The organism is Bacillus sp. TH13 (assembly GCF_016651175.1).
GTDB lineage: Bacteria > Bacillota > Bacilli > Bacillales > Bacillaceae_G > Bacillus_A > Bacillus_A thuringiensis_S.
This window is the reverse complement of record NZ_JAEKEJ010000025.1, coordinates 163,725-183,361: the sequence shown is the minus strand read 5'-3', so window position 1 is coordinate 183,361 and position 19,637 is coordinate 163,725. Positions and strand designations below refer to the sequence as shown.

Here is a 19,637-nt window from a genome sequence, read left to right as displayed (position 1 = left end):
GCGGGTTGTTATAGTGTATTGTGTAAAATTAATTTCTTGCTTCTGAAGTGTTGACGTGTAAAATAATTTTATGATAAAATAAAAATTTTGCTAAAAAACTAAAAACATGTTAAACTTGAGAAGGTTACCATATATGGAGGTGGATTATTTGTTTCAAATTGGCGATAACATTGTTTATCCAATGCAGGGAGCAGGTATAATTAAAGCCATAGAAGAGAAGGAAATCTCAGGAGAAAAACAACAGTATTATGTTATAAAAATGTCGGCTAGTAATATGGAACTAATGATTCCAGCAGGGAGAATATCGAATTCGAATATACGACCAGTTACGGATATAACCGCATTAGTACACATAATGGATATTTTTCAACATGGGGAGTCAGATAGATTACTTACGTGGAAACAAAGGTATAAATTGAACACGGATAAAATAAAGACGGGTAAAATGCAAGAAGGTGCTGAAGTTGTGCGTGATTTAATGCGTATACAGAAAGAAAAAGCACTTAATGCAAGCGAAAAGAAGATGTTAGATAACGCATATGAATTTTTGATTAGTGAACTGGGATTAATTGAAGGTATCACAGAAAATCAGATAAAAAGCTTTTGTTAAGGTTCATTACAAATAATGTATTATATCCCAAAAAAGATCTTGAATTTTTTGGGAACATAGTTATAGAAAATTTATCATTTCAAAGACATTCAACTCTTTCACACCACTTTTAGAGCATTACCCCTATTGTTATTACTACAATCAAATCCATTTTTATTTTTTAATTTCATTTATGAATGTTCGAAGTTTAATTGAATACTCCGATAAAATAGTTACTTGATTTTTGCAATCCTGATTCACACTGGCACGGACGAGGAGCCGTAAGGATGAAAGAGAGGTAGGGCTTTCATTGTTTTAGGTATATAAGTTATTATTTTTAGAAGAATACTGAACTATATTCACTTCTATTGATAAGGTATTTTTTATATTAAAGAGATAAATGAATTGACAACCATATATGTTCAACAAAAAAGGTTTCCTTTTAAGGAAACCTTTTTACAGGCTGTGGAGAAAGTCTTCTCCACAGCCTGTTTTTGTGTCTGAACCTCTTTTTATGTGTCAACACTGATAAAAAGAGGTAAAGGAGAGATTTTTTATGATGGGTGCTTTAAAAAATCATCGTGATGAACGTGTATCTGTTTCTGTAGAAGAGTTGGTTCCACAAGATCATTTCCTTCGTGCGATCGAAGCGACAATTAGTTTTGATTTTATTGAAGAGAAGTTACGCCCTTATTACTGTGAAAACAATGGACGTCCGTCAATCCATCCTATCGTTTTATTTAAAATGATGTTTATTGGATATTTTTACGGTATTCGTTCGGAGCGTCAATTGGAAAAAGAGATTAAAACGAATATCGCCTACCGTTGGTTTTTAGGGTTTTCTCTATCAGATACTATTCCGGATCATTCTACAATCAGTTGGAATCGTCGTACTCGCTTTATTCATACAAATATTTTCGAAGAAATTTTTGATGAGATCGTGAGGCAAGCGACAGAGCACCGGATGGTGGGAGGACGTGCGCTGATGACAGATTCTACGCACATTAAGGCCAATGCTAATAAAAATAAGTTTGTACATAAATATAAAAAAGAAAAGGCAAAGTTTTATATAGATGAACTAGAAGCTGCGGTAATTGAAGATCGTGAGGTACACGAAAAAAAGAATTAAAACCCAGAAAGGAAAGTGATACTCCCACTAAAAAAACTCGTATAAGTACTACGGATCCAGATAGTGGATTTTTAATGAGAGATGGAAAACCGAACGGTTTTCATTTCTTAGACCATCGTACGACTGATGCGAAGTACAATATTATTACAGATACTTATGTAACGGCTGGAAATATGGCAGATTCCGAGCCATATTTAGCGCGTCTACAAGCTCAAATTGATAAATTCGGATTTAAAGTGGAAGCTGTAGCTCTTGATGCAGGCTATTTTACAGGGTATATCTGTAAGAAATTATCGGAGAGAAATATATTTATGGTGATGGGGTATCGCCGATTTGGAAAACGAAATAAAGAAGTACCAAAAAGCCAATTTAAATATGTAGAAGAAATGAATGCATTTGCTTGTCCGATGGGGTGTATTTTAGAGTATGCGACAACGGATCGTGAAGGATATCGTCACTATAAATCCAACCCAGAAGACTGCGCTGTTTGTCCGCTACGTGAGGTATGTTTTTCAAAGAAACAAAAACAAAAAGTTATCACTCATCATATATGGGAGAAATATAAGGATATCGCTAGAAAAAACAAACTAACAGTTACAGGGAAAAAGTTGTACAAAGTACGCTGTTCAACTATAGAGCGAAGCTTTGCGGACGCCAAAGAACTACATGGCTATCGATATGCTCGATTTCGGGGGCTGAAGTCTGTCCAAATGCAGGCTTATCTCACCGCAACTTGTCAAAACATGAAAAAATAGCCCTCCATCTGACCAAAAAAGGTCTGGTGGAGGGCTATTTTTTTGAAACTCTATTATTTTATGTTGTTTTTATTCGCTAAAATCAAAATGATTCCAGAGTGTGGGGAACCCTAAAGGGTTTCCCAACACTCTGAAAAAAGGTTTCCTTCTAAGGAAACCTTTTTAATATTATTTATAGCATTTTGTTTTTTTGATATTCGAATTTTTTATTGTAAAGTCGTAAAAATTGACGTTACTATCTAAAAGTAAGTATGATGCGATTATAGTAAGATTTTTTAGGGGGAAGAAAGATGACAAGTTCAAGTAATAAAGCAGCGAGTATTTATGAAGGAACAAATGTAAACGCTGGGGGATCTTTTGAAAACGTTGAAGAAACAAAGTTGTTTGATCCAATTCAAATTGGAGCTTGGTCTCTTCGTAATCGTATAGCAATGGCACCAATGACAAGATGCTTTGCAGATAATGAGACTGGAGCAGTGGGTGCTGATGTAGTGGAATACTATAGAAAGCGTGCTGCTGACGGAGTTGGATTAATTATTACAGAAGGAATTGTCATTAGTCCAAGAGCGAAAGGGAATCCAGGAGTACCAGGAATTTATACACAAGAACAAATCGATTCTTGGAAACCTGTTACAGAGGCAGTACATAAAGAAGGCGGGACGATTATTGCTCAAATATGGCATGTTGGGCGTATGAGTCATCATGAAATAATTGGTGGCCAAATGCCGCAAGCACCATCTGCTATCGCTGCAGAGGGAAATGTTCCACGTTTTCGTAAACCGTTTGATACGCCAGAAGCAATGACGTTAGAAGAAATACAAGAAGTGATTGGTCAATACGCACAAGCTGCGAAAAATGCAATCGAAGCTGGATTTGATGGAGTAGAAATTCACGGTGCACACGGATATTTAATTGATCAATTTACGTATGAGTCTGCGAATAAGCGAACAGATAAATATGGCGGTAATTTAAAACAAAGGTTAACGTTTATGAAAGAAGTAACGGCTGCTGTAATAGAAGCTGTTGGAGCTAATAAAACACTTCTTCGCTTCTCTGCTTTCAAAGGTGATAATCCTACTTATATGTGGGAAAACCCTGAGCTTGCAATTGAAACGTTCGTAAATATGTTCAAAGAAGTTGGATTAACGATGATCCATCCTTCAACGATGAATTATACGCAAGAGATTGCTGACGGAAAGAATTTTCATCAATTAGTAAGAAAATATTGGGATGGTACGATTGTTGGAGTTGGTAATTTAAATCCGAAAGAGGCCGAAAAAGCGTTGCAAGAAGGAACGATTGATGTAGCGGCATTCGGAAGACCGTTAATTGCAAATCCAGACTTTGTTCATCGAATTAAACATGCTGAAAGTTTAGTTGAATATGATGCAAAAGAGCATCTTGCTACGTTAGTATGAATAAAGATAAAAGGAGAGCACATCGAGTGTTCTCCTTTTATTATGGGATTTCATAGGGGGAAGCGGGATGAGTGAAACGCTACTCGTTATTATTAGTATATTATTATTTTTAATGTTGCTTTTAATCGTCTTTTTTATCATTACATTTTTTATAAAAAAACGAACACATCATTCTATTTTAAAATTACATCCGTACTTAGGAAGAATGCGCTACTTACTGGAAAAGATAGGGCCTGAATTTCGGCAATATTGGTTTGATCATGATACGGATGGAAAGCCTTTCTCACGTTATGATTTTCAAAGTGTTATGTTTTTAGCGAAATACCGCTCTGAAATACTTGGTTTTGGATCAAAACGAGATTTTGAAGCTTCTGGCTATTATATTGCTAATACATTATTTCCGATATTAACTGAGGAATTAAGTGTGAATTTCACGCAAGAGCGAGAAGGTAGAAAGTACGTGATTCATAAAGAAGGATTATTTTCAAGAAAAGAAAAATTGACAGCGGATACAACGAATCTTTGGCTGTATGAAGAAGATGATGCAATTATAGTCGGTGAGAACCGTAAATATCCGTGGAAGCTACATGGCATGTTTGGTGCATCTGCGACTTCTTACGGCGCGATTGGAGAAAATTATATTTTAGCGAGTGGTTTTGGAGCAAAAATGGCAGGCGGATCGTGGATTAATACTGGTGAAGGCGGCGTTATTCCAGAACATTTACATACAGGAGCAAATATCGTTGCGCAAATTGGTCCAGGGTTATTTGGATACCGTGATGAGGACGGTGATTTTTCAATGGGAAAATTCATGGAGAAAGCGAAAGAAAGTAATATTAGAGCATTCGAATTGAAATTTGGGCAAGGTGCTAAAATACGTGGTGGTCATCTAGAGGGACAAAAAGTAAATGAGAAAATTGCTTCTGTTCGCAACGTCCGAAAGGGAGAGACGATTAATTCACCGAATCGATTTTCATTTTTAAAGAATGCAACGGATACACTTTGTTTTATTCAACAGTTGCAAGAAAGAGGCGGTAAACCAGTTGGAATGAAAATTGTAATTGGTCAGCAGGAGCCTTTGGAAGATTTAATAAAAACAATGAAAGAACTAAACATTTACCCAGATTTTATTACAATAGACGGTTCAGAAGGCGGGTCAGGAGCAACTTATAAATCGATGGCAGATTGTATGGGACTGCCGCTTATTCCAGCATTACTTACATTTATCGATACAGCAAACCATTATGGTGTCCGTAACAAGTTTAAAGTATTTGCATCGGGTAAATTAATCACACCAGATAAAGTGGCAATTGCTTTAGCGATTGGGGCGGATGCTGTAAGTTCAGCCCGCGGATTTATGATGGCAAGCGGCTGTATTATGGCCCTTCAATGTAATTCTGGCCAATGTCCATCTGGTGTGGCCACGACGAATCCGCATTATCAAAAAGCGTTAGATCCGTATGAGAAGAAGTGGCGAGTCATGAATTATATTATTAGTATGAGATATAGTTTATTTTCATTAGCAGCGGCAGCGGGAGTGAAGAGCCCGCGCCATTTAACTAGAGAGCATATTGTGTTTAAAGACGAGATGGGGAGAGTAGTTCCTCTTTCGGAATTGTTTCCTATAGTAAATTAAATCTAAAAGTATATTTGATATGTAAGATTTTTCAGAGGAATAATCGTATTGTTTGGAAAAATTAGGAGTATAATAGGGGAGTATTTTTAAAAATGACTATTTTTAGGGAGAGATTCACGTGCAGCAAGGTTCGTACAGTATTACAATTTTTTTACTCGTCATAGGGCTCGTTATATTTAGACGCATGCGTTCTATGAATCGACCAATTAAAAATAAAGGAAGACGATTACTATTGCCATTATTCTTCTTATTACCAGGTTTTTCTTTATATGCTGCACCGATACAACTTGTTGGTTGGCAAATTGGTATAGCTGCTGGGATCGGTCTGTTATTGTCAATTCCACTTATTATTTTAAGTGGGTATGAAGTTAGAGAAGATGGTCAAATTTATGCGAAAAAAAGTATCGCTTTTATTGCTACATTTTTAGTTATCGTTCTTTTACGTGCTTATTTTAGAAGACATTTACAAGGTTTAGATCCAAAGTCAATTGGCATTCTTTTCTACACTCTTGCGGTTTGTTATATAGTACCCTGGCGTATTGGATGCTATATGAAATTTCGTAAAGTATATGTAGAGAAAGAGAAAATTGAGATGTCAATAAGCTAAAAGTCATACATTTGTATGGCTTTTTCTTTTAAAATTTATCGGGTAAACGAATGAAAATAAGGTGTGAAAAAACATCGTTTTATTTTTTGAATATTTTTGCTTTAATTTCTTAGAAAATCATTGTAATCCACTGGGATAAAGGCGTTTATAAAGGTTTTCACATGTAATGAAAAGTGCTCGTTCACTTGAAAGAACAAAAAATGTTTGTTAAGGTAGGGAACCATAAGCGAAAACAAGAAAATAGAAAAAGTCATTTTTCGAAATTTTGAATGGCTTATGGAATAAGGGAGAGATTTGGTGAAGATTGAAATTATGGTTTCGCTTGCTATTTATATGGCAGGTATGTTGTATATCGGATATTGGTCTTATAAGAAGACATCCGATTTATCAGATTATATGTTAGGCGGAAGGGGACTTGGTCCAGCAGTTACAGCTTTATCAGCTGGTGCTTCTGACATGAGTGGTTGGATGCTAATGGGATTACCTGGTGCGATGTATGCAACAGGATTATCAAGTGTATGGATTGCGATAGGTTTATTAATAGGTGCTTATGCAAACTATTTAATCATTGCCCCACGTTTACGAACTTATACAGAAGTGGCAAATGATTCAATTACGATTCCAGATTTTTTAGAGAACCGGTTTAAAGATCGTACGAAAATACTTCGTTTTGTCTCCGCTATCGTCATTTTAGTATTTTTCACATTTTATGCGTCGGCTGGTTTAGTTTCAGGTGGACGTTTGTTTGAAAATTCTTTTAACCTTGATTATAAAATTGGTTTATTTGTAACAGTGGGTGTCGTTGTTGCGTATACACTATTCGGTGGCTTTCTAGCTGTAAGCTGGACGGACTTTGTGCAAGGTTGTATTATGTTTATTGCGCTTGTACTAGTGCCAATTGTTGCTTTTACGGATGTCGGTGGTGTAACAGAAACATTTAATACGATTAAGCAAGTCGATGCATCGCATTTAGATATGTTTAAAGGGACCACGATACTTGGTATTATTTCATTTTTAGCATGGGGACTTGGGTATTTTGGTCAACCACATATTATCGTCCGCTTTATGGCAATTACCTCTATTAAAGATTTAAAGACTTCTCGTAGAATCGGTATCGGTTGGATGACGATTTCAATTATAGGTGCAATGCTTACTGGTCTAATTGGTATCGCTTATTATGCTAAAAATAATGCGACATTACAAGACCCAGAAATGGTCTTTGTAACATTCTCAAATATTTTATTCCATCCGTACATTACAGGATTTTTATTATCAGCTATTTTGGCTTCGATTATGAGTAGTATTTCCTCACAATTACTTGTTATTTCAAGTGCAGTAACGGAAGACTTTTATAAAACATTTTTCCGTCGTAACGCAAGTGACAAAGAACTTGTATTTATCGGTAGATTATCAGTATTAGTAGTAGCTATGATTGCAGTTGTTTTAGCGTATCATCCAAGTGATACAATTTTAACACTTGTAGGTTATGCTTGGGCTGGATTTGGTTCAGCATTCGGACCAGCTATTTTATTAAGTTTATATTGGAAAAGGACGAACAAGTGGGGCGTTCTTGCAGGTATGATTGTTGGTGCAGTAGTTGTTATAGCATGGGTACAAATTCCAAGTTTAAAAGCAATTATGTATGAAATGGTACCTGGATTCTTCTGTAGTTTATTAACTGTTATCGTTATAAGTTTATTAACGAAAGAACCCGTTAAGGCAGTTCATCGTGAATTTAATGAGATGGAGGCAGTACTGGAAGAAGAAACGAAATGATTTGCAAAAAGAGTAAACGATGAATAGCGTTTACTCTTTTTACATGTAAAATGAAAGTAAGGACTTATTGACAATAAAAAATAAGTAACTTATAATAAATCTTGATTTCGAGATAAATAACATTCATAATAAAAATTTATGATGGTTATAAATCGAACAAATATTTTTTAGAATTTATCTTGAATTCAAGATAAATTAGTTGGTTAGGCGCAGATACGTAATTTTATAATTAATATCTCGAATTCAAGATAAAATTGCAATGACAGATTTTACTTTGTAGTATGGACAAAATGAATAATGAATTTAAATGTAAAACAATTTTTATAATGAAATAAAAAAGGAGTGGAAGAAATGGAAAAGAAAACAATGGGAATCCATCACATTACAGCGATTGTAGGGCATCCGCAAGAAAATGTAGATTTTTATGCTGGGGTATTAGGGTTACGTTTAGTGAAACAAACAGTGAATTTTGATGATCCAGGAACGTACCATCTTTATTTTGGAAATGAAGGAGGAAAACCTGGAACAATTATTACGTTTTTCCCATGGGCAGGTGCTCGTCAAGGTATTATTGGGGATGGTCAAGTAGGAATTACGTCTTACGTTATACCAAAAGGTGCAATGGAGTTTTGGGAAAATAGATTAGAAAAATTTGATGTTTCGTATACAAAAATGACTCGTTTTGGAGAGCAGTATTTAGAATTTGATGATCCGCATGGTTTGCATATAGAATTAGTTGAAAGAGAAGAAGGTGAATTAAATAATTGGAGTTTTGGAGAAGTTACACCAGAAGTAGCAATTAAAGGTTTTGGAGGTGCTGTTCTTTTATCTACACAGCCTCAAAAAACAGCTGAATTGTTAGAACATATTATGGGTCTTGAGAAAATTGGAGAAGAGGGTGAATTTGTTCGATTCCGTTCTTCTGCTGACATTGGGAATATTATTGATTTGAAATTATCAACAATCGGTCGTGGCCAAATGGGCGTTGGCACAGTTCATCATATCGCCTGGAGAGCGAGTGACGATGCTGATCAGCTAGACTGGAAAGAGCATGTATCGCGTTTTGGATATCACGTAACTCCTGTACAAGATCGAAATTATTTTAACGCGATTTATTTTAGAGAACATGGTGAAATCTTATTTGAAATTGCAACAGATCCTCCTGGTTTCGCTCATGATGAATCGTTAGAGTCGATGGGTGAGGAATTAAAGTTACCGGAACAATATGCACAACATAGAAAACAGATTGAACAAACGCTTTTACCATTTGAAGTGAGAAATTTAGATTAAAGTGATTGAAGGGGGAACAGAATTATGATGAAACATGTTTTTCAAAAAGGAAAAGATACGTCAAAACCAGTGTTGTTATTACTTCATGGCACAGGTGGTAATGAATTAGATTTACTACCACTTGCAGAAATAGTTGATCCGGAATCGGCGGTATTAAGTGTTAGAGGAAATGTGCTAGAGAATGGGATGCCGCGTTTCTTCCGCCGATTAGCAGAGGGCATTTTTGATGAAGAGGATTTAATTTTTCGTACGAAGGAATTAAATGAATTTTTAGATGAAGCGGCTAAAGAATATAAATTCGATAGAAATAACATTGTAGCTATCGGTTATTCGAATGGTGCAAATATCGCAGCAAGCTTATTATTCCATTACGAAAATGCATTGAAAGGTGCTGTGCTTCATCACCCAATGGTACCTAGAAGAGGAATGCAATTAGCAAATTTAGCAGGGAAATCTGTGTTTATTGCAGCTGGGACAAATGACCCAATTTGTTCATCAGCAGAATCAGAGGAATTGAAGGTACTATTAGAAAATGCAAATGCGAATGTAACAATGCATTGGGAAAATCGAGGGCATCAATTAACGATGGGTGAAGTAGAAAAAGCAAAAGAGTGGTATGACAAAGCATTTTAAAAAAGAAGCATCTGCTAACGATTAGCAGATGCTTCTTTTTTATTTAAGACTGGATTGCAAGATGAGATGAAGAAAGTGGTAGCTCAATATCAACAATCGTACCTTTATTTAATTCGCTTGAAATGTGTAATCTACCATGATGTTCTTCAATTATTTTGTAACACATCATTAATCCTAGTCCTGTACCTTTTTCTTTTAAACTATAAAAAGGTTCGCCTAGACGGGAGATACGATCTTCTGGAATGCCGCAACCTTCATCGATAATTCGTATTAAGATGAAATTATCCTCTAATGGTTTTGTTTGGATGAAAATATTTCCGCCATTTGGCATCGCTTCTATCGCATTTTTTAATATGTTTATAAAAACTTGTTTTAATTGGTTACCGTCACATTGAATATCATATACGTAATCAAAATGATCCATGATGATATGAACGCTATGCATAATTGCAGTCGGTAAAATAAATGTAACTACCTCTTCAATTAAAGTTTGTATGTTACAAGTTTGGATAGATAATACTTGTGGCTTAGACATCGCCATAAATTGACTCGTGATGGATTCCATTTGTGAAATCTCACTTAACATAACATCGATATACCATTGTTGCTCCTCACTTATTTCAGGGAGGAGCAACGTTAGAAAACCTTTTAGAGAAGTGAGTGGATTTCGAATTTCATGGGCAATTCCAGCTGTCAGTTGTCCGACTACTGCGAGCTTCTCAGATTTTCGTAGTAACTTTTCAGTTTCTTTTAGCTCAGTAACATCTCTCCCCATTACGATAAGACCTTTGCGAGAACCGTCAGGATGATAAAGCGGAACTTTTGATATACTTAAGATTAGATCGAAATCATCTCTATGTATAATAAATTCCTCGCCATGAAGAATTTGTCTTTGTTGCCATGCTAGTTCATCGATTTCTTCACAATGTAAAAAAGCTTCTCGGTATGCTTCATTATATTGAATGAGTTCGCTATCTTTTTTCCCGTGGTAAGGTACATGATGGAAATTGAAGCAAGAAAGTGCGTAGTCATTTGCCTCAAGCCAGCGCCCTTCATGATCTTTAAATATAACAAACGCAGGCATGGAGTTTACTAATGTACGTAATCTCTTCTCACTTTCTTTTAGCATATTCTCAATTCTTTCTGATTTTTCAAGCGGCTTCATAATAGCATATACGCCAGTAAGACGATTTTGAACAAAAATAGGAACTAGTTTTGTCACAACATCTAATAAGAATCCATTTTTATGATAAATAGATAAGATATATTCTTGTTGATTATCCGCTTCAGTATTCTTTATATTTTGTAATACTTGCTCAGAAATATGGGCTTCTAAAATAGAGGTAATATTTTTCTGTTCTAATTCTAAAGAAGTGTAACCTAATATTCTTTCGGCAGAAGGATTTATATGTAGGATAACTCCTTCTAAATTTAATGAAATAATACTATCAGGATTGTGTTCGAACAGAGATGCGTACATTTCTGTTAATGAACGATCTTGTATATGGTTTCGTAAACGTCTAGAAATGTTCGGATGACGTTTTTTTTGAGTTGGTGAATATTTTTTACGACTCATAATAGTTCCTCCGTACAAATAGCATCTAAAAAGATTTGTCTATTCATAACTATAATATAGGTATAACCTATATTTCTATAAAAAATAAAGTTACAGAATTGAATTTATTTTCTTTTTTTACTAAAAACATATAATGCAGTAATAAGAGAAGCTTATATCGTTTTATTATTTCTTTGTAAGTTACATTGAAATGCTTTCGTTATAACATAAGGGTAGAGGAGGGGATGGAACATGAAAAATTATATTAGAGGGATTGATCACGTGCAAGTAGCTGCACCTGTAGGGTGTGAAGAAGAGGCGCGTGATTTTTATGGGAATACGATTGGTATGGAAGAAATTCCAAAGCCAGAAGAGTTGGAAAAACGAGGTGGATGTTGGTTTAAATGTGGAAATCAAGAAATCCATATTGGTGTCGAGCGGAACTTTACACCACATAAAAAGGCTCATCCAGCTTTTTATGTGAATGAAATTAATGAATTTAAGCAAACACTTATAGAGCAAGGTGTTAAAGTGATTGATGATTATGCACGGCCAGATGTAATTCGATTTTACGTGTCAGATCCATTTGGAAACCGAATTGAGTTTATTCAAAATAAAGACTAGGTGGATTCCCACCTAGTCTTTAACTTCTTCTGAAAAGTCCTAACACTTCTACAGTTTCTGTAATATTCACGAATGCATTCGGGTCGATTTCAGAAATTGTTAGTTTCATACTTGCTAATTCTTCACGAGAAACGACCGTCATAAGTACACGCTTTTTCTCGCTTGAATAAGCACCTTCGCCATCAAGTAACGTTATTCCACGTACAACAGTTGAAAGAAGTTGTTTTTTCATTTTTTCTGCTTCATTTGTTACAATCATAAGTGTAACTTTACGATGTTTTGTATGAACAGCATCAATTACTTTACCAGTTACATAAATTGAAAGTAAGCTTGTAAGTGCAACATCCCAGGTGAAGAAGAATCCTGCGATTATTACAACGACTGTATTTAAAACAATAAGGAATCCGCCAAGTTTAATGTCTCGCTTACGGGATAAAAGCATACCGATAATATCAAATCCACCAGTGGATCCATTACAGTTAAAAACAAGACCAATACCAGCTCCGGCGATGACACCTCCGAAGATAGAAGATAACAATGGATCTGTTGCTACGACTTTTACTGGAACGTAGTATAATGCAACAGATAATACAACTACAGAGACAACTGTGTTAAAAATTACTTTTTTTCCAAGACCTATGTACCCTAAAATAAGGATAGGTAAGTTTAATACAAAGTTAATAATGCCTGTGTTTACAGGGGTTACAATCCCTAAAATAATAGCAATTCCGCCAATTCCACTACTTAAAATTTTGTGGGGGATAAGGAAAAGATTAAAGGCAACCGCAATAATAATAGAACCGATAATAACACCAAGGAATCTGACCATTTCTTTCCCGTCCTTCACTGAAAAATTCATATTATTTCAAGATTATATATGATATTGAAAGTTTTGGGTAAAAACAGTTTATTTAGGTAAATTAGATTAATCAAAAGAATTTGAGTATTTTATCGTTTGAAAGGGGATACAGTTTTGAAGATAAAAACATATCAACAGAAAAGCCCGTTGAAGCAAGAATGTGAGGATTCTTATTTTTGTAATGAGAATAAAAGGATGTATGGTGTGTGTGATGGTGCAACACCCCTCGTTCCGTTTCAGGATGAAAAGGGACATAATGGAGCATACATCGCTTCGCATTTATTTGCAAGTTATTTTACTTCATTACGAGAGAATCATAGTTTACGATTTGCAGTTGCAAAAGCAAATGAAGCATTGCAAAGCAAAATGTTGGAATATAAAGTAGATACGAGAAAGAAAGAGCATTTGTGGTGTACATGTATTGCGGCAGTTCAAATAGATGGTGAGACAATTGAATATGCGCAGCTTGGGGATTGTATGATTGTCGCAACTTTTCAAAATGGAACGATGCAAGTATTAACGAAAGACACAGTTGAAGGAATTAGTAAACGAGCAAAAAGGAAGAGGGAAGAGGATCGTAAAAAAGGGTTATCTGTACCAGAAGAATATGTTTTTCAAGATGTGCGAGAACAGTTAAAATACAATCGTTATCTTGCAAATATGCCAAATGGTTATTCAGTTGCAAATGGAATGAAAGAAGCGATACATTATTTACAACATGGTGAATTACATATAGATGAAGTGAGTGGGATTTTTATTTGTTCAGACGGGTTATTCCACCCAGATTGGCCACTAGAACAAACTGTTGCATATATAAGAAAGAATAGTATAAACGAATATGTAGCAATCATTGAAGAGCTAGAAGTGGAAAAGAGAATAAGGCCAGATGATAAAACGATTATTATGATTGATTTTTAAGAGGAGGCAGTTTAAATGGAAATTAAATATGTCAATCTAACATTTCAAGATGAATTAGTTCCTTTAGAAAAAGTAAATCAACTGATTATCCACCATACAGCTGAAGATGGATGGGACGTGTATAAAACGCATGAATTTCATCAAACTGTAAGAGGGTGGAGCGGGATTGGTTACAACTATTTTATCGAAAAGGACGGAACTGTAGTGGAAGGGCGAGGTTTACATATTGGTGCGCACGCGAAAGATCATAACCGTCATACAATTGGAATATGTATGACGGGAAATTTCGATAAATACGATCCTACTCCTGCACAAGTGAATGCATTATATTCTTTATGCAAAATGTTTATGAAACAATTTGCTATAAAGAAAGAAAATATACTCGGTCATAGAGAGTTAGAAGGAGTTACAAAAAGCTGTCCTGGTAATCGTTTTTCTATGGTAGAGTTAAGGAAGATATTATCTTAAATATAGAGGAGTAACAACGATGATGAATATAAAAATACCAAATGATAAAAAAGAAGAGCTTGTAGCGCAAATTCAGCAATTTTTCATGGAAGAAGATTTAGATGAAATTGGACGTTTCCAAGCAGAGCGTTTAATAGAAGAAATGATTAAATTAGTTGGACCATTTGCATACAATCAAGCAATTGGAGATGCAAGAAAGCTTGTAAGTGAGAAATTAACGAATATCGAAGAAGATTTATATGTGCTAGAGAAGAATGAAGGAAAATAAAAAAAGAGCCGAGGGGCTCTTTTTTTATTTGAGTGATAGCAAAAAAAACATGGAGAAAACACGGAAAGGACATTGAAAATACACCTTTTATTTTTAGAATATTCTTAGTTTTAAAATACTTCAGAAAGGAAGATTGTAATGAGATTAACGCCAAGAGAAATTGATAAACTGTTAGTAGTTGTTGCGGCTGATTTAGCTTATCGACGAAAGGAGAGGGGACTTAAGTTAAACTATCCAGAAAGTATCGCTATTATTACGTATGAAATTTTGGAAGGAGCAAGAGATGGTAAAAATGTAGCGGAATTAATGGAGCTTGGAAAAAACATTTTAAGTGCTGAAGATGTTATGGATGGTATTGCAGACATGATATCAGATATTCAAGTTGAGGCAACTTTTCCTGATGGAACAAAATTAGTAACTATTCATCAACCAATTCATTAAAGGAAGTGAATGTTATGATTCCAGGGCAATATATCCTTGCGAAAGAAGACATAGTATGTAATGGAAATAAAAAAGCAATGAAAGTCAAAGTGATAAATCAGGGAGATAGACCCATTCAAATTGGATCTCATTACCACTTTTATGAAGTGAATGAGGCGTTAAAATTCAATCGCAGTGTAGCAATTGGACAACATTTAAATATTCCAGCAGGTACAGCGGTAAGATTTGAGCCTGGAGATGAAAAAACGATTGAATTAGTTCCATATTCAGGGGAACAAGAAGTATATGGGTTTAAAAATAAAGTGGATGGCGATATTCAATCTTACACAAAAAGAGGGAGATAGCATGAGTTTTAAGATGTCACGTAGACAATATGCTGATTTATATGGTCCAACTACAGGAGATTCTATTCGTTTAGCGGATACACAATTATTTGCACACATTGATCGAAATTCTACTGTATATGGTGATGAAGCTGTCTTTGGTGGAGGAAAATCAATTAGGGATGGTATGGGACAAAATTCACAACTTACAAGAGAACAGGGGGTTGTGGATGTTGTTATTACGAATGCGATTATTATTGATTATACAGGAGTATATAAAGCGGATATTGGTATAAAAGACGGAAAGATTTCAGCAATTGGTAAGAGTGGTAATCCTTCAGTTATGGATAATATTGATATCATCATTGGAACATCAACGGAAGTAATTTCTGGTGAGCGGAAAATCGTTACAGCTGGAGGTATTGATACACATGTGCATTTCATATCACCACAACAAATTGATACGGCATTGGCTTCAGGCATAACAACTTTAATTGGTGGGGGAACAGGACCGGCAGAAGGGACTAAGGCAACTACAATAACACCTGGATCTTGGAATTTAAGAAAAATGCTAGAAGCAGCAGAAGCTTTTCCTATAAATCTTGGATTTTTAGGGAAAGGAAATAGTTCAAGTTTACCTGCCCTGGAAGAACAAATATTTGCAGGGGCTATCGGATTGAAAATCCATGAAGATTGGGGAGCAACTTCGTCAGCAATTAATCACTCGTTACAGATTGCTGATAAATATGATATTCAAGTCGCTATTCATACGGATACGTTAAACGAATGTGGGTTTGTGGAAGAAACGATAAAAGCTATTGATAATCGTGTTATTCATACGTACCACACTGAAGGAGCTGGAGGTGGGCATGCACCAGATATTATAAAGATTGCTGCGCTGAATAATATTTTACCATCATCAACGAACCCGACCTTGCCATATACAGTGAATACGCTGGATGAACATTTAGATATGCTCATGGTATGTCATCATTTGAAAGCGAATATTCCGGAAGATGTAATGTTTGCAGATTCAAGAATTCGAAAAGAAACAATTGCGGCAGAGGATATTTTGCAAGATCTAGGGGTTTTCAGCATGATTAGCTCTGACTCACAGGCGATGGGAAGGGTTGGGGAGGTCATTATTCGCAATTGGCAAACCGCCGATAAAATGAAAAAGCAGATTGGTAGTTTAGAGGGAGATAAAGAATATAACGATAATAATAGAATTCAACGCTATATAGCGAAGTATACAATTAATCCAGCTATTACACACGGGATTTCAGAATATGTTGGCTCTATTGAAGTAGGAAAGTATGCAGACCTTGTAATATGGGATCCACAATTTTTCGGTGTTAAGCCAGATATGGTTTTGAAAAACGGGATGGTAGTGATGGCATTAATGGGAGACGAGAATGCTTCGATTCCTACCCCACAACCATATTATGAAAAAAAGATGTTTGGTGCATATGGAAAAGCAGTACAGTCAAGTTCGATTACATTTGTATCGAAAGTAGCCTATGAGAATAATATTAAAGAAAAATTAGGTTTAGATAAAGTTGTATTACCTGTTAAAAATACGAGAGAGATTTCTAAGCAAGATATGAAGCTGAATAATGCAACACCAGAAATTGAAGTAGATCCACAGACATATGAAGTTAAAGTTGATGGACAAGTAATCACGTGTGAAGCAGTAGATGTATTGCCTATGGCTCAAAGATATTTTTTATTTTGATATAACGGGGGAGATAAAATGATTATTGAAAAAATTAATAACAACGTATGCAATATGAATGATTTTTCAAATACAAAAAAACATCTTGATAAAATATTGATTTCTAGTGATCTTTTACTGAAGAGAGTTCAGAAATTGTATTCAGAATCTGGTTTTGAAATTGGGGTGTCTTTAGATAGTGGAGAAACATTAAAGAATGGTGATATTTTATATGAAGATGAAAATCGAATTGTATATATTGAAGTATTACCAGAAGAGGTAATTGTAATTACTCCAACATCAATAAAAGAAATGGGAATTATTGCTCATAACTTAGGGAATAGACATTTACCAGCACAATTCGATGAAGGGTGCATGATTTTAGCGAACGACTACTTAGTAGAAGATTTACTTAAAAAGGAAGGTGTTCCTTATCAAAAAGAAAATAGAGTATTACCAAAACCGTTCAAGCATGCTTCGCACAAACATATTTAACCTACTTAACCTACTCCAAATTAGTGATTCGAACTTCCCAACAGGAAGTTTTAGTCACTCTTTTGGATTAGAAACGTTTATTCAAGAGGGACAAGTTACAAATAAAGCCGAATTTTTCAAATGGGTTAATCGATATGTAAAAGTCCAATTAACATACACGGACGGCTTAATTTGCAAATATACTTACGAAGCCATTCAGAATAATGAGGGAGAACAAATTACATTTTTAGATGATTTAATAACAGCACAAACATTGCCTTTTGAATGTAGAAAAGCAAATAGAATGATTAGTAAAAGTACTTCTAAATTATTGTCTGAATTGTTCTCGTTTGTAAATTTAAATATATATAAAGAAAATATTATGGGTAATAAATTACAAGGTCATCCGAGTATCGTATACGGAATATTAGGGGCGGAATTGAAAATGACAATAGAAGAAACGCTCTTAGTTTTCTTATACTCAAGTGTTGGAAGTATAATTCAAAACGGTGTGAGAGCCATTCCTCTTGGACAAACAGATGGTCAAAAACTATTACAAGAATGCCATGAATTGATCTGCGAATCTATTGATAGAATTCAAATACTTTCATTAGAGGATTTTGGATTGAATGATCCTGAATTCGAAATAAATCAAATGCAACATGAAGATGTAAATGTAAGGGTCTTCATGTCATAGGGAGGAAGAATAAAATGATAAAGCCTATTAAAATTGGTATCGGTGGTCCGGTAGGTGCTGGGAAAACCATGTTAGTTGAAAAGTTAACAAAACATCTAAATACAGATTATGAAATTGCAGCAATTACAAACGATATTTATACGAAAGAAGATGCAAAGATTTTATTGAAAACAGGTGTTTTACCAGAAGATAGAATTATTGGTGTAGAGACAGGAGGGTGCCCGCATACAGCAATTCGAGAGGACGCTTCTATGAATTTTGAAGCAATTGAAGAACTCATGATTAGACATAATAATTTAGATGTTATTTTTATTGAAAGTGGGGGGATAATTTAGCTGCCACATTTAGTCCGGAGCTAGTGGATTTTTCAATTTATATTATTGATGTGGCACAGGGAGAAAAGATTCCGCGTAAAGGTGGACAAGGGATGATCAAATCTGATGTATTTGTAATTAATAAAACGGATTTGGCACCTTATGTAGGAGCTGATCTTGGAGTTATGGAGCAGGATACGAAAAATTACCGACATAATAAACCATACTTTTTTACAAATTTAAAGGATGAGGAAGGCTTACAAGAATTAATAAATTGGATGAGACAAAACATTATGTTAGAAGGACTGAAAAAATGAAATCCCCTACAGGTGTTTTAAACATTGATGTGATGGAAAAGAGACATAAAACCGTACCTATTAAGGTTTATCATAAAGATGCCTTAAAAGTAACGCAGCCAATATATTTGGATGAGTATGGTAGAGCATATTACTATATTATGAATTCTGGTGGAGGCTATTTAAAAGGAGATTTCTATTCTATAAATATAAATGTTCGTAAAGATGCGAAAACATATATAACAAGCCAGTCAGCAACGAAAGTTTACAAGACTCCAAATAGTTATGCTTTGCAAAAATTAAATGTTTATATTGGTGAGAATGCTGTTATGGAGTATTTACCAGACCCGTTAATTATGTACAAGGATGCAGCATATAAGCAAAAAACAAATATATATATGCAAAATAATTCTACATTGATTCTATGTGATTCAGTTACGCCTGGTTGGTCGCCAAATATGGAGAAGTTCACATACCAATATTTTGATTCATTAACAAAAATATATATGGAAAATAAACTTGTAGTATACGATCATCTATTGCTAAACCCTTTCAAAGAGTCGTTAGATCAAATGGGAATATTAAATCAATATTCCCATTATGGTACTTTTATAGTTATTAATGAGAACATTACAAATGATTTAATTGCAGCATTGAAAACATCGCTTTCTAACACTAACAATATGAAAATTGGAATATCTTCTACACCATGTAAAGGCTTTGTCATACGCATACTTAGTCATAATACAGAAGATATGGAGTCTATATTTTTTCAGTGTCATCGTTTTGTTAGAGAGAATTGTCTACATGAAGAATTAACATCCTATCGAAAATATTAAGTAGGAGAAGGGGA

Annotated in this window: 19 protein-coding genes and 2 pseudogenes; 19 read left to right on the top strand and 2 right to left on the bottom strand. The window is 34.8% G+C overall.

The genetic code is table 11. From position 1 onward, the window contains the following. Positions 1-148 precede the first annotated feature (148 nt). From JFU02_RS09150 to JFU02_RS09115, 8 genes and pseudogenes are all read left to right on the top strand, one after another. Positions 149-610, top strand: coding sequence for a CarD family transcriptional regulator (locus tag JFU02_RS09150; RefSeq protein WP_170264802.1), 462 nt, complete (start codon positions 149-151; stop codon positions 608-610). A gap of 535 nt (positions 611-1,145) precedes the next feature. Further along, positions 1,146-2,553, top strand: a pseudogene (locus JFU02_RS09145) (IS1182 family transposase). Positions 2,554-2,763: 210 nt separating this feature from the next. After that, on the top strand, positions 2,764-3,891 hold the full coding sequence (locus JFU02_RS09140; protein WP_000204596.1) for an alkene reductase: 1,128 nt from the start codon (positions 2,764-2,766) through the stop codon (positions 3,889-3,891). A gap of 67 nt (positions 3,892-3,958) precedes the next feature. Next, a complete protein-coding gene (locus tag JFU02_RS09135; protein WP_086407555.1) occupies positions 3,959-5,527 on the top strand; it encodes an FMN-binding glutamate synthase family protein in 1,569 nt (522 codons plus the stop codon). A gap of 118 nt (positions 5,528-5,645) precedes the next feature. After that, entirely contained in the window at positions 5,646-6,134 is a 489-nt protein-coding gene (locus JFU02_RS09130; protein WP_001183916.1) for a cytochrome c biogenesis protein CcdC, read from the top strand. A gap of 297 nt (positions 6,135-6,431) precedes the next feature. Further along, positions 6,432-7,910, top strand: a complete 1,479-nt coding sequence (gene putP, locus JFU02_RS09125) for a sodium/proline symporter PutP (RefSeq protein WP_061665797.1) — start codon at positions 6,432-6,434, stop codon at positions 7,908-7,910. Between the two features lie 351 nt (positions 7,911-8,261). Further along, positions 8,262-9,200 carry a ring-cleaving dioxygenase gene (locus JFU02_RS09120; RefSeq protein WP_061665796.1) on the top strand — a complete coding sequence of 313 codons (939 nt, stop codon included), beginning with the start codon at positions 8,262-8,264 and terminating at the stop codon, positions 9,198-9,200. A gap of 24 nt (positions 9,201-9,224) precedes the next feature. Continuing rightward, positions 9,225-9,833 carry an alpha/beta hydrolase gene (locus JFU02_RS09115; RefSeq protein ID WP_000975491.1) on the top strand — a complete coding sequence of 203 codons (609 nt, stop codon included), beginning with the start codon at positions 9,225-9,227 and terminating at the stop codon, positions 9,831-9,833. A 43-nt stretch (positions 9,834-9,876) separates the two neighbouring features. Here JFU02_RS09115 and JFU02_RS09110 read toward each other — a convergent pair whose 3' ends face one another. Next, the gene (locus JFU02_RS09110) at positions 9,877-11,409 is read right to left on the bottom strand and encodes a BA3702 family sensor histidine kinase (protein WP_061665794.1); all 1,533 of its coding nucleotides are present in this window, start codon (positions 11,407-11,409) and stop codon (positions 9,877-9,879) included. Between the two features lie 231 nt (positions 11,410-11,640). On the opposite strand from JFU02_RS09110, the gene JFU02_RS09105 reads away from it, so the two are divergent. Further along, on the top strand, positions 11,641-12,012 hold the full coding sequence (locus JFU02_RS09105) for a VOC family protein (RefSeq protein ID WP_000800782.1): 372 nt from the start codon (positions 11,641-11,643) through the stop codon (positions 12,010-12,012). A 19-nt stretch (positions 12,013-12,031) separates the two neighbouring features. Here JFU02_RS09105 and JFU02_RS09100 read toward each other — a convergent pair whose 3' ends face one another. After that, positions 12,032-12,841 carry a YitT family protein gene (locus JFU02_RS09100; protein WP_000251348.1) on the bottom strand — a complete coding sequence of 270 codons (810 nt, stop codon included), beginning with the start codon at positions 12,839-12,841 and terminating at the stop codon, positions 12,032-12,034. A gap of 126 nt (positions 12,842-12,967) precedes the next feature. On the opposite strand from JFU02_RS09100, the gene JFU02_RS09095 reads away from it, so the two are divergent. The 10 genes and pseudogenes from JFU02_RS09095 (at position 12,968) to JFU02_RS09050 (ending at position 19,623) form a co-directional block, all read left to right on the top strand. Beyond that, positions 12,968-13,789, top strand: a complete 822-nt coding sequence (locus tag JFU02_RS09095; RefSeq protein WP_061665793.1) for a protein phosphatase 2C domain-containing protein — start codon at positions 12,968-12,970, stop codon at positions 13,787-13,789. 15 nt (positions 13,790-13,804) lie between these two features. After that, complete coding sequence (locus JFU02_RS09090; protein ID WP_000404192.1) at positions 13,805-14,257, top strand: peptidoglycan recognition protein family protein; 453 nt, start codon at positions 13,805-13,807, stop codon at positions 14,255-14,257. Positions 14,258-14,276: 19 nt separating this feature from the next. Continuing rightward, positions 14,277-14,525: a DUF2164 domain-containing protein gene (locus tag JFU02_RS09085; protein ID WP_000981064.1), complete on the top strand. Its 249-nt coding sequence runs from the start codon at positions 14,277-14,279 to the stop codon at positions 14,523-14,525. 138 nt (positions 14,526-14,663) lie between these two features. After that, positions 14,664-14,966, top strand: coding sequence for an urease subunit gamma (locus tag JFU02_RS09080; protein ID WP_001241327.1), 303 nt, complete (start codon positions 14,664-14,666; stop codon positions 14,964-14,966). A 14-nt stretch (positions 14,967-14,980) separates the two neighbouring features. Further along, on the top strand, positions 14,981-15,310 hold the full coding sequence (locus JFU02_RS09075) for an urease subunit beta (protein WP_000612160.1): 330 nt from the start codon (positions 14,981-14,983) through the stop codon (positions 15,308-15,310). A 1-nt stretch (position 15,311) separates the two neighbouring features. Then, entirely contained in the window at positions 15,312-17,024 is a 1,713-nt protein-coding gene (ureC, locus tag JFU02_RS09070) for an urease subunit alpha (RefSeq protein ID WP_000008666.1), read from the top strand. A gap of 18 nt (positions 17,025-17,042) precedes the next feature. Next, complete coding sequence (locus JFU02_RS09065; protein WP_000582804.1) at positions 17,043-17,498, top strand: urease accessory protein UreE; 456 nt, start codon at positions 17,043-17,045, stop codon at positions 17,496-17,498. Beyond that, positions 17,476-18,174 (top strand): urease accessory protein UreF, encoded by a 699-nt coding sequence (locus JFU02_RS09060; protein ID WP_000946572.1) that lies wholly within the window; start codon positions 17,476-17,478, stop codon positions 18,172-18,174. Before JFU02_RS09065 ends, JFU02_RS09060 begins: the two co-directional genes overlap by 23 nt. Positions 18,175-18,188: 14 nt before the next feature. Continuing rightward, positions 18,189-18,805, top strand: a pseudogene (ureG, locus tag JFU02_RS09055) (urease accessory protein UreG). Beyond that, positions 18,802-19,623 (top strand): urease accessory protein UreD, encoded by an 822-nt coding sequence (locus JFU02_RS09050; protein ID WP_000841918.1) that lies wholly within the window; start codon positions 18,802-18,804, stop codon positions 19,621-19,623. Before ureG ends, JFU02_RS09050 begins: the two are co-directional and overlap by 4 nt. The last annotated feature ends 14 nt before the right edge of the window (positions 19,624-19,637 follow it).

Coding starts and splice junctions, on each gene's coding strand:
- JFU02_RS09140 (WP_000204596.1), top strand. CDS start 2,764: ATGACAAGTTCAAGTAATAAAGCAGCGAGTATTTATGAAGGAACAAAT.
- JFU02_RS09135 (WP_086407555.1), top strand. CDS start 3,959: ATGAGTGAAACGCTACTCGTTATTATTAGTATATTATTATTTTTAATG.
- JFU02_RS09120 (WP_061665796.1), top strand. CDS start 8,262: ATGGAAAAGAAAACAATGGGAATCCATCACATTACAGCGATTGTAGGG.
- JFU02_RS09115 (WP_000975491.1), top strand. CDS start 9,225: ATGATGAAACATGTTTTTCAAAAAGGAAAAGATACGTCAAAACCAGTG.
- JFU02_RS09110 (WP_061665794.1), bottom strand. CDS start 11,409: ATGAGTCGTAAAAAATATTCACCAACTCAAAAAAAACGTCATCCGAAC.
- JFU02_RS09105 (WP_000800782.1), top strand. CDS start 11,641: ATGAAAAATTATATTAGAGGGATTGATCACGTGCAAGTAGCTGCACCT.
- JFU02_RS09100 (WP_000251348.1), bottom strand. CDS start 12,841: ATGGTCAGATTCCTTGGTGTTATTATCGGTTCTATTATTATTGCGGTT.
- JFU02_RS09090 (WP_000404192.1), top strand. CDS start 13,805: ATGGAAATTAAATATGTCAATCTAACATTTCAAGATGAATTAGTTCCT.
- JFU02_RS09085 (WP_000981064.1), top strand. CDS start 14,277: ATGATGAATATAAAAATACCAAATGATAAAAAAGAAGAGCTTGTAGCG.
- JFU02_RS09080 (WP_001241327.1), top strand. CDS start 14,664: ATGAGATTAACGCCAAGAGAAATTGATAAACTGTTAGTAGTTGTTGCG.
- JFU02_RS09075 (WP_000612160.1), top strand. CDS start 14,981: ATGATTCCAGGGCAATATATCCTTGCGAAAGAAGACATAGTATGTAAT.
- ureC (WP_000008666.1), top strand. CDS start 15,312: ATGAGTTTTAAGATGTCACGTAGACAATATGCTGATTTATATGGTCCA.
- JFU02_RS09065 (WP_000582804.1), top strand. CDS start 17,043: ATGATTATTGAAAAAATTAATAACAACGTATGCAATATGAATGATTTT.
- JFU02_RS09060 (WP_000946572.1), top strand. CDS start 17,476: ATGCTTCGCACAAACATATTTAACCTACTTAACCTACTCCAAATTAGT.
- JFU02_RS09050 (WP_000841918.1), top strand. CDS start 18,802: ATGAAATCCCCTACAGGTGTTTTAAACATTGATGTGATGGAAAAGAGA.